This is a genomic window from Longimicrobiaceae bacterium (genome assembly GCA_035936415.1).
Classification (GTDB): Bacteria; Gemmatimonadota; Gemmatimonadetes; order Longimicrobiales; family Longimicrobiaceae; genus JAFAYN01.
In genome coordinates this window covers 1-9372 of sequence record DASYWD010000549.1, presented here as the reverse complement: position 1 = coordinate 9372, position 9372 = coordinate 1, and the positions used below count along the sequence as shown (strand labels likewise).

Genomic DNA, 9372 nt, shown 5'->3' with positions numbered 1-9372 from the left:
ACCGGGGGCGGACACGGTCCCGGCCGCCGCGGCCGACACCGCGGCGCCGTGACCGTCCGCTGGGAGGCGGCCGGGGCCACGGACGTCGGCCGGGTCCGCCGGGGGAACGAGGACGCCTTCCTCGTGGACGCGGAGCGGGGGATCTTCCTCGTCGCGGACGGGATGGGCGGGCACGCGGCGGGGGAGGTGGCGAGCGCCATCGCGCGCGAGGTGGTGGGGTCCGCGCTGGCGCGGGAGCTGGACGCGGGCGTGACGGGGGAGGAGCTGGAGCGGATGCTGGACGCCTCGATCCGCGCGGCGCACTCCGCCATCCTGGCCTACGCGGAGCGGCGCCCCGCCGCGCGCGGCCTGGGGACGACGCTCACCACCTGCGTGGTGCACGCGGACGGCGCCCTGCGCGTGGGCCACGTCGGCGACTCGCGCCTCTACCGCCTCCGGGGCGGCGAGCTGGAGCAGCTCACCCGCGACCACACCTGGGTGCAGGGGGAGGTGGACGGCGGCCGCCTGACCCCCCTGGCCGCCCGCACGCACCCCCTCTCGCACGTCATCACCCGCGCGCTGGGCGCCGACTCCGCGGACGACCCGGACCTCATGGCCGACGCGGTCGCCCCGGGCGACCTCCTGCTCCTCTGCACGGACGGCCTCACCGGGAAGGTGGAGGACGCCCTCCTGGCGGAGATCCTCGCCTCAGGCGCCCCCCTCCCGCACCGTGTCGCCGAGCTGATCCGCGCCGCCAACGCCGCCGGTGGCGACGACAACATCACGGCGGTGCTGGTGGAGATCGGGGAGGGGTAGCCCCGGCGGAGCCGGGGAGTGCGAAGTGCGAAACGGCGCCCCGCCGGGAGATCCCGGGGGGCGCCGTTCTGCAGTTGCCGTTTCGCAGTACCCGTATGATGCTGTACGGAGGGAGACAGCCGGGTCGTTTCGGCTGGCTCACTCCGGCGAGGGGAGACAGGCCGGTCGTTTGGCCTGGCTCCCGGAGCCCGTGCAGGAGACAAGCCGGCTGTTTGGCTTGGCTCCGGAGCGGCCCGTGCCTACGACTCCGTCCCGCCGACCGGGAGCTGAACCTCGAACACGGTGCCCTCGGGGCCGCTCCGGACGGTGATGTCGCCGCCGTGGTCGCGGACGATCCGGCGCGAGACGGCGAGCCCCAGGCCGGTGCCCTCGTCGCGGGACTTGGTCGTGAAGAAGGGGTCGAAGATGCGGGGGAGCACTTCCGGCGGGATCGGCGGGGCGTCGTTAAAGAACTCCACGGACAGGAAGCCGGATGCGTCCACGCCGCTGCCGTTCCCCGAGGCCGCCTGAACGGTGATGCGGAGCGTGCCGCCGCCCTGCCGGAGCGCGTGCTCCGCGTTCAGGATGATGTTCAGGAAGACCTGCTGGAGCTGGTTGGCGTCGCCAAGCAGGGGCGGCACGGCGCCGGGGACGCTCAGGGAGTGGCGGACCCCGGCCGTGCGGAGCTCGCGCTCGCGCAGCTCGAGGATCTCGCGGAGCGCCTCGGCCAGGTCCACGGGACGGCGCTCCGGGGCGCTGCGGCGGGCGAAGCCCAGAAGGCTCTTCACGATCCCGCGGCAGCGCTCCACCTCGCGGAGGATGCGGCGCAGGTCGTCGGCGCGCCCGGGCTCGTCCTCGTCGCGCAGGAGGAGCTGCGCGTAGCCGCTGATGCTGGCGAGCGGGTTGTTGAGGTCGTGCGCGACGCCGCTCGCCAGGAGCCCCAGCGAGGAGAGCTTGTCGCTCTCGCGCAGGTGCTCCTCGATGCGCCGCCGCTCCTCGGCGAGGCGGCGGGTGCGGATCTGCGCGGCGATGCGCGCCCGCAGCTCCGCGCCCCGGAAGGGCTTGGTGACGTAGTCGTTGGCCCCGGCGTCGAAGGCGGCGTAGACGCTCTCGCCGTCGGCCCTGGCGGTGACCATGAGGATGGGGAGGAGGTACGCGTCCCACCGCTGCCGCACCCGGTGGCACACCTCCAGGCCGGACATCCCCGGGAGCATCCAGTCCAGGAGGAGCACGTCCGGGAGCCCGTCCTCTTCGAGCATGCGGAGCGCGGCGGACCCGTCCGCCGCCAGCGCGACCTCGTAGCCGGCGCGCTGCAGCATCACCCGCAGCATGGACGCGGAGGCGGAGTCGTCCTCGGCGAGGAGGACGCGGGCGGGGGGCTGCCCCGGCGAGTCGCCGGCGTCGGGGAAGGCTTCGCTCACGGGATCGGTGCGGTTTCGGACAGGCGGGCGCGCAGCTCGGCGGGCGGGAGGGCGAGGAGGGGGAGGACCGCCTCCGGGGAGACCTCCCTCCGCTCGGTGGCGAACACGCGGAAGACGCGCGCGGTGTGGTACAGCTCGTCGGACACACGGGGGAGATCGATCAGCCCCGCGGTCCCCCCCTCGGTCATCCGCTCCACGGCGCCGCCGCGCCGCAGCACCAGCAGGTCGAGCCCCATCATCCGCGGCTTCTCCGGGTAGTCCACGAACACTTCTCCTGTCCCCAGCCCCAGCTCCGCGGCCAGGTGGTCCTCCAGCATGCGGCGGAGGTCGGTGTCGTGCGCGATCCAGCCGTCCACCGGGAGCTCCCGCATGGTGTCGCCGGGGATCTCCAGCGCGCGCTTGGGAAGCCGCCGCCCCCGCAGGGAGGGGATCCACCGCTCCGCGACGCGCCGGGCGCCGGGGTCGACGCGGTCGGCGGCGCGGGTCTCCAGAAGCGCGAGGAACTGCTCGTCGGACTTCCCCACCAGCTCCGCCGGGCGGATCACCCCCGCGTCCACAGCGTCCTGCACCAGCCGCTTGTACAGCACGGTGGCGGCGCGGACGGCGTGGTGCCAGTACACGTTGCGGAACATCTGGTACTTGGCGAAGAGGAGCGACTCCAGCGCGGAGGACCCCTTCTCGTGGATCCCCACCTCCAGCCGGCCGCTCTCCGGGTCGCGGAGCAGCACCAGGGCGTTGATCAGCCGGTCCACGTCCACCTCGCCGTACGGCACGCCGCAGAACATGGCGTCGCGCCGCAGGTACTCGATCTTGTCCAGGTCCAGGCTCCCGGAGACCAGCCCCTGCAGCGGCGAGCCGGACACCCCGCGGATCAGCGCCTCGATGCGCGCCGGGGCGCCCGGCGCGACCTCGGCGAGCGCGTCGCGGATCTCCGCCGCGGCCAGGAAGTGCCCGGTGTGCTCCTCGTGCCTCCCGGGGACCCGCCGCTCGTCCAGCTCTTCCACCGCGTGCGAGAAGGGGTAGTGCCCGATGTCGTGGAGGAGCGCGGCGTACGGCACCACGCGGCACTCCGCAGGGTCCACCCGGTCCAGCTCCCCGCGCTCGGCCAGGAGGGAGAGCGTCCGCCGAGCGAGGTGGTAGACGCCCAGGGCGTGGTCGAAGCGGGTGTGCGTCGCCCCCGGGTACACCAGGTACGCCAGCCCCAGCTGCCGGATGTGGCGCAGCCGCTGGAACCCCGGGGTGTCGATCACGCGCACGGCGACGCGGTCGAGCCGGATGGTGTTCCAGAGCGGGTCGCGGACGACCTCGAACTCCTGGGGCGGGTGTGCAGCGGATTGTCGCATGGGAGCGGGTCAGTCTAGGCGGGGTGCGCAGAGGTGTCAAGGAGTGGACAGGGGGCGGCGCCTGATTCCGCGGAGACCTCCGCCGGCCGGCCAGCCGCTGAAATGGACGAGGCGCCCCCGGCCGCGTGGACCGGAGCGGCCGCTTGCCACCCGGGGATGTTCGTCCTACTTTCTAGGACAACAGGGGGAGACGACATCATGGACGACGTACGGAACGCTCCCGGTCTGGCCTCAGTTCTGGCTTCCCCGGCGCTGGCCCGACTGGTGATCCACTTCGCGCTGCATCCCGACGCCCCCATTCACCTGCGGGCGCTCGGGCGCCGCACGCGCCTGGGGCGGAGGTCCCTGGAGAACGAGCTCAGGCGTCTGGAGGCGCAGGGGTTGATCGAGCGCTGGCGTGAGGGCAGGAACGTCCTGTTCCGGGCCGTCCAGGAGCACCCGGGGTGGCGTGCCATGCGGGAGATGGTGCGCCAGTTCGCCGACCCTGCCGAAGTCCTCTCCGGGGCCCTGGCGCTGGTGGACGGGGTGGAGGCGGCGTTCGTGTTCGGCTCGTTCGCGCGCGGCGACACCCGGCCCGACAGTGACGTGGACCTGTTCGTCGTCGCGGACGAAGCTGTCCGGCAGGATCTGGGACGGGAGGCAGCGGAGGCCTCCATCCTGCTCGGGCGTCCCGTGGAGGTCCTGTGGTACAGCCGCGACAAGCTCCGGCAGCGACTGGAGAGCGGGCATCCCCTCGTCGGCCGGGTGCTGGGCGGGCCCAAACGGTGGGTGGTGCCCGACCGCTCCGGTGCCCTGCCGGCCGCCGCATGAGCAATCCGAGGATCGCCAGGCTCATCGAGGCCCGGAGCCTGGAGGAGATGGAAGCTTCCGACGCGGAGATCGAGGGTCTCTGGAGGAACGCCGTACGCGAGCTGCGGGACTCGGGAGCACGGGGGCTGAGCGAGCATGGTGCCTTCACCCACGCGTACCAGTCCGCCTTCCACGCCTGCACGGCCGTGCTCCGCGCCTCCGGGTACCGGATCCGCGGCGCCGTGGGCGGTCACCACTACACCACCTTCTACGCGGTCTCCGCGTTGGGGATCGCGGACGTGTCGGCGCTCGCGGACGAGATGCAGGGCCTCCGGCTGGGCCGGCACGACGCCCTGTACGACTGGGCGGGCGAGGTGGAGGAGGGCTCCCTGCGCCGGCTGCGGGAAGTCTCTGCGGGGCTGCTCGACGCGGGGTCCCGCTGGCTCGCAGGGCAGCGGCCGGGAGCACGGCTCGTCACCCCCTGATTCGGTCCGGTCGGCTCGCACGCAGAGCCCCGGAGTTCGCCTATCCCCGAAACGAGCGAGGCGCCCCCGGCCGCGTGGACCGGGGGCGCCTCGTCGCAGACGGCTCCGCGTCGCGCGTCAGCCGGCCTTGGGACCCGCGTTGCGGACGGCCTCGGGGACGCGGTCCGCGAACTGCTCGAAGTTCTTGCAGAAGGCCTCTGCGAGCTGGCGCGCCTTGGCGTCGTACGCGTCGCCGTCCTCCCAGGTGCCGCGGGGGAGGAGCACCTCGCTCGGGACGCCGGGGACGCTCGTGGGCACCTGCAGCCCGAAGAAGGGCGCCTCCGTGGTCTCCGCGCCGTCCAGGTCGCCGGCCAGCGCGGCGCGCACCATGGCGCGGGTGTAGCCCAGCTTCATCCGCGAGCCCACGCCGTACGGGCCGCCCGTCCACCCGGTGTTCACCAGCCAGACGCGGGAGCCGTGCTCCTCGATCTTCCTGCCGAGCATGTCCGCGTACACGCCGGGGTGCAGCGACAGGAACGCCGCGCCGAAGCAGGCCGAGAAGGTGGGCTGCGGCTCCTTCACCCCGCGCTCCGTCCCCGCCACCTTGGCGGTGTAGCCGGAGAGGAAGTAGAACATCGCCTGCTCGGGCGTCAGCCGGGAGATCGGCGGGAGCACGCCGTAGGCGTCGGCGGTGAGGAAGACGATGTTCTTCGGGTGGCCGCCGCGCGCCCCGGGGACGTGGTTGGCGATGTAGTGCAGCGGGTACGAGATGCGGGTGTTCTCGGTGATGCTGGTGTCGTCGAAGTCCACCTGCCGCTTCTCGTCGACGGTCAGGTTCTCCAGCACCGTCCCGAACATCCGCGTGGTCGCGTAGATCTCGGGCTCGCCCTCGGGAGAGAGCTTGACCGCCTTGGCGTAGCAGCCGCCCTCGAAGTTGAAGATCCCGTCGTCGCTCCACCCGTGCTCGTCGTCGCCGATCAGCCCGCGGTCGGGGTCGGCGGAGAGCGTGGTCTTCCCGGTGCCGGAGAGCCCGAAGAAGAGCGCGGTGTCGCCCTCCGGACCCACGTTGGCGGAGCAGTGCATGGAGAGCACGCCCTGGCGCGGGAGAAGGTAGTTGAGGACGCCGAACACGGACTTCTTGATCTCGCCGGCGTAGCGCGTGCCGCCGATGAGCACCTCCTTCGCCCCGAAGTTGATCAGGATGAAGGCGCCCGTGCGGGTGCCGTGCTTCTCCGGGTCCGCCTCGTACTCCGGGGCGTGCAGGATGGTGAAGCCGGGGGCGAAGGCGTCGAGCTCCGCCTCTTCCGGGCGGCGGAACATGTTGTACGCGAACAGGTTGTGCCAGGCGTTCGGGGTGATCACCCGTACGGCGAGGCGGTACTCCGGATCGGCCCCCGCCCACATGTCGCGCACGTACAGGTCCTGCCCCTCCAGGTGCGTGAGGACGTCCTCGCGCAGGGCGGCGTAGTGCTCGGGGGAGATGGGGACGTTCACCTTCCCCCACCAGACGTGCTCCTCGGAGGAGGGCTCGCGCACCACGAAGCGGTCGTTGGGCGAGCGGCCGGTGTGCGGCGAGGTCACCGCGTTGAACGGGCCGCCCTCCACCAGGACCCCCTCGGCGCGGCGGACTGCGTGCTCCACCAGCTCGGCGGGGGCGAGGTTCCAGAACACGGTGCCGGGGTTGCGGATCCCGTGCTTGTCGAGCCCGTGGCTGCTTTCGCGCCCGAACACCGGGGCGCGTGTCTCGGAGGAGAGGGTCGTCGGCATATAGGTCTGGTTCTCTGTGTTCCTGGATCGGCACGAAACACCCGCGCCGGCATCCGGATCGCGCGGCGCGGAAACGTGCATATGTAGCACCCGGCCGGGGCGGGCGCAAGTGAGCGCGGCTCAGTGGGAGGGTGCGCCGGCGCTCACCGGACGTTTCCCGCAAGTCCATGCGGGATCTCGCCGCCTGCCGCGGCACCCTGCACGGAGGTGCCGGGAGCCAGGGCGCCCCCGGACCCTGTACGGGTCCGGGGGCGCAGAAGGGAACGGCCGGAGGGGCGGGGCTATGCGGCCGCGGCCTGCTCCTCTTCGTCGTGCAGGTGGAAGCGCCCGGCGAGCGTGATCATCGCGGAGGCCATCCGGGCCAGCTCCTGGCTGGTGGCCGAGAGCTGCTCGGTGGCGGCGGTCTGCTCCTGGGCGGCCGCCGCCGTGTGCTCCGCGCGCTCGCGGCTGGCGCCCGCGATCTCGCGGACCTCCTGCATGGCGTGCAGCAGCTCGTCCATCACGCTCGCCTGCGCCTCCACCTCGCCGTGCATCCGCTCGATGGCGCTCCCCGCCCCGTGGAGCGCCTCCAGGAGCGCATCCAGGGCGGCGCGGCTCCCCTCCGACGCGGTCCCGACCCCCTCCAGCTGTCGGCGGACCGCGCCGAGCTGCCCGCGGACCTCCCCGATGGCCCGGCGCGTGTCCTCCACCACCACCGCCACGTCGGCGGCGGAGACCCCGGACTCGCCCGCGAGCTTGCGGACCTCGTCGGCCACCACGGCGAAGCCGCGGCCGTGCTCCCCGGCGCGCGCCGCTTCGATGGCCGCGTTCAGCGCCAGCAGGTTGGTCTGGCGGGCGATCTGCTGGATGGCGTCCACGAAGCCGCCGATCCGCTCCCCGGAGGAATCCAGGGTCACGAGCGAGTCGGCGGAGCGCCGCACCCCGTCGCCCACCTCCAGCAGCAGCGCCCCGGCCTGGGCGATGCGGCCGGCGTGGCCGTCGGTCTCCCGGGTGGTGCGCCGCGCGCCCTCGGCCGAGGACGCCGCTTCCTCCCGCAGCCCTTCGTTGCTGGCGGCGAGGCGCTCCACCGCGTCCGCCCCGCGCGTGATCAGCTCCATCTGCCGCTCGGCGTGCACGGCGTTGTTCTCGGAGGCGTCCCCCACCTCGGTGGCGGAGCGCTGCACGTGCTCGGCGGTGGCGGCCAGCTCCTCCGCCAGGGCCGCCAGGGAGCGCGACTGCTCCTGCAGCTCGCGCAGCAGGAGGTCCACCGAGGCCGACACGCGGTTGGCGCTGCGGAACACCAGCCCCACGTTGGTCTGTCCCTCGTCCGGGAGCCGCCCGGCGAAGTCCCCGCCCGACATGCGCACCAGCATCGCGCGCACCTGCCGGAGGCGGGCCAGCAGGTCCGAGTTCTGGGCGTCGCTGATGGCCCCGATCCCCACCAGGAAAAGCCACTCCAGCCCCACCAGCAGGTACGGCACCGGCACGCCCGCGGCCAGGTACCCGACGGCGCGCCCGGCGGGGTAGAGGACCGCGGTCGCCACCAGCATCAGCCGCCCGGCGCGCGGCGCCTGCAGCGCGCAGTCTCCCACGGCGAAGGCCAGGAGCGGGAGGACGACGTACCCCTGCGGCCCGAGCGCCGCGCCGAAGGCGGAGATCACCAGCGCGTCCACGGCCACCAGCGCGTAGTACTGCCAGGCCGCGAACCGGCCGGAGCGCAGCATGGCCATCGCCGCCAGGTTGGCGACGGCGATCGCCCCGCCGAGCGCGAAGGCGATGGAGAGCGACGCGTCCAGCGCGCCCGTCCAGCCGCCGGCCGCGGCCACCAGCAGCGAGAGCGGGATCAGCGCCCAGCGGGTGGCGATGCTCTGCGCCTGGTAGGCCTCGAGCACGCGCACCTCCTCGGCGGCATCGCCCGGCGGGGCGGGGGCCTCGGCCGGGGCGGGGGGGACCGGCGTCGGGGGGCGCTGCTCGGGGCGGCGGCCGTGTACGTGCCGGGGCAGAACGGGTGCGCGTGGAGCGGCGGTCGGAGTCATCGGAGGTGGATCGCGTGCGGAGGGGAGTGCGGCACGAGTGCCGGAACGGGCACGGGAAAGACGCCCGGCGGAGCCGCCGCGCGGGGCGGCCGTCGAGGAGAAGCCTCGGCGGCGGGACGCCGGATCTGAAATCGGTGCCCTAACCTACCCCGTCCGCCTGTCTCCGTCAATAGACGTGTCTTTTAACGAGCGCATGGAGGGCGACCGCGGTGGTGCGGCGCCGCGCTTCAGAGGTGGCGCAGGGGCGCCGCCGCGGGCTCGGCCACCGAGTCCGCCGTGGCCACGCGCACGCAGTCGCCGCCGGAGCGCTTGGCCTGGTACAGCGCCCTGTCGGCGGCGGCGAGCAGGTCGTCCGGGGACGCCATGCCGGGGGCGCAGGCGGCGACGCCCGCGCTGACGGTCACCGGCTCGCACGGAACGTCGGCGCGACGCAGCGCCTCGCGCACCCTCCCCACGAGCATCAGCGCGTCCTCCACGGAGGCGGACGACAGGACGCAGAGGAACTCCTCGCCGCCGTGCCGCGCGGCCAGGTCCATCCGGCGGGTGGAGCGCTCCAGCACCCGGGCGACGGCCCGGAGCGCGGCGTCGCCTGCGGGGTGGCCGTGGCGGTCGTTGTAGCGCTTGAACTGGTCGAGGTCGAAGAGGACCACGGCCACCGGGCGGCCGCGCTCCGCGGCGGCGAACTCCTTGTCCAGGAACCACCGGCCGCCCCGCCGGTTGGGGAGCCCCGTGAGGTCGTCGGTGAGGGCCAGGCGGATGGCGCGCTCGCGGTCGCGCCGGAGCGCCTCCGCCAGCGCGC

8 protein-coding genes are annotated in these 9372 nt (G+C 73.7%); 3 read left to right on the top strand and 5 right to left on the bottom strand.

Annotation, left to right across the window (positions count from 1 at the left end; genetic code table 11):
• A partial coding sequence (locus VGR37_22125) for a protein phosphatase 2C domain-containing protein (protein HEV2150111.1) occupies positions 1-795 on the top strand: 795 nt, incomplete at its 5' end.
• A gap of 239 nt (positions 796-1034) precedes the next feature.
• Here the strand turns inward: VGR37_22125 and VGR37_22120 are convergent.
• A complete protein-coding gene (locus tag VGR37_22120; protein ID HEV2150110.1) occupies positions 1035-2195 on the bottom strand; it encodes a response regulator in 1161 nt (386 codons plus the stop codon).
• Positions 2192-3538, bottom strand: coding sequence for an HD domain-containing protein (locus VGR37_22115; GenBank protein ID HEV2150109.1), 1347 nt, complete (start codon positions 3536-3538; stop codon positions 2192-2194). The genes VGR37_22120 and VGR37_22115 overlap by 4 nt, the downstream gene beginning before the upstream one ends.
• Before the next feature lie 198 nt (positions 3539-3736).
• On the opposite strand from VGR37_22115, the gene VGR37_22110 reads away from it, so the two are divergent.
• Positions 3737-4348, top strand: coding sequence for a nucleotidyltransferase domain-containing protein (locus VGR37_22110; protein ID HEV2150108.1), 612 nt, complete (start codon positions 3737-3739; stop codon positions 4346-4348).
• The gene (locus tag VGR37_22105) at positions 4345-4812 is read left to right on the top strand and encodes a hypothetical protein (protein HEV2150107.1); all 468 of its coding nucleotides are present in this window, start codon (positions 4345-4347) and stop codon (positions 4810-4812) included. Before VGR37_22110 ends, VGR37_22105 begins: the two co-directional genes overlap by 4 nt.
• A gap of 117 nt (positions 4813-4929) precedes the next feature.
• Here the strand turns inward: VGR37_22105 and pckA are convergent, their stop codons facing one another.
• From pckA to VGR37_22090, 3 genes are all read right to left on the bottom strand, one after another.
• Positions 4930-6558 carry a phosphoenolpyruvate carboxykinase (ATP) gene (pckA, locus tag VGR37_22100; GenBank protein HEV2150106.1) on the bottom strand — a complete coding sequence of 543 codons (1629 nt, stop codon included), beginning with the start codon at positions 6556-6558 and terminating at the stop codon, positions 4930-4932.
• A 281-nt stretch (positions 6559-6839) separates the two neighbouring features.
• Positions 6840-8429 (bottom strand): methyl-accepting chemotaxis protein, encoded by a 1590-nt coding sequence (locus tag VGR37_22095; protein HEV2150105.1) that lies wholly within the window; start codon positions 8427-8429, stop codon positions 6840-6842.
• Positions 8430-8800: 371 nt separating this feature from the next.
• A partial coding sequence (locus VGR37_22090) for a GGDEF domain-containing protein (protein ID HEV2150104.1) occupies positions 8801-9372 on the bottom strand: 572 nt, incomplete at its 5' end.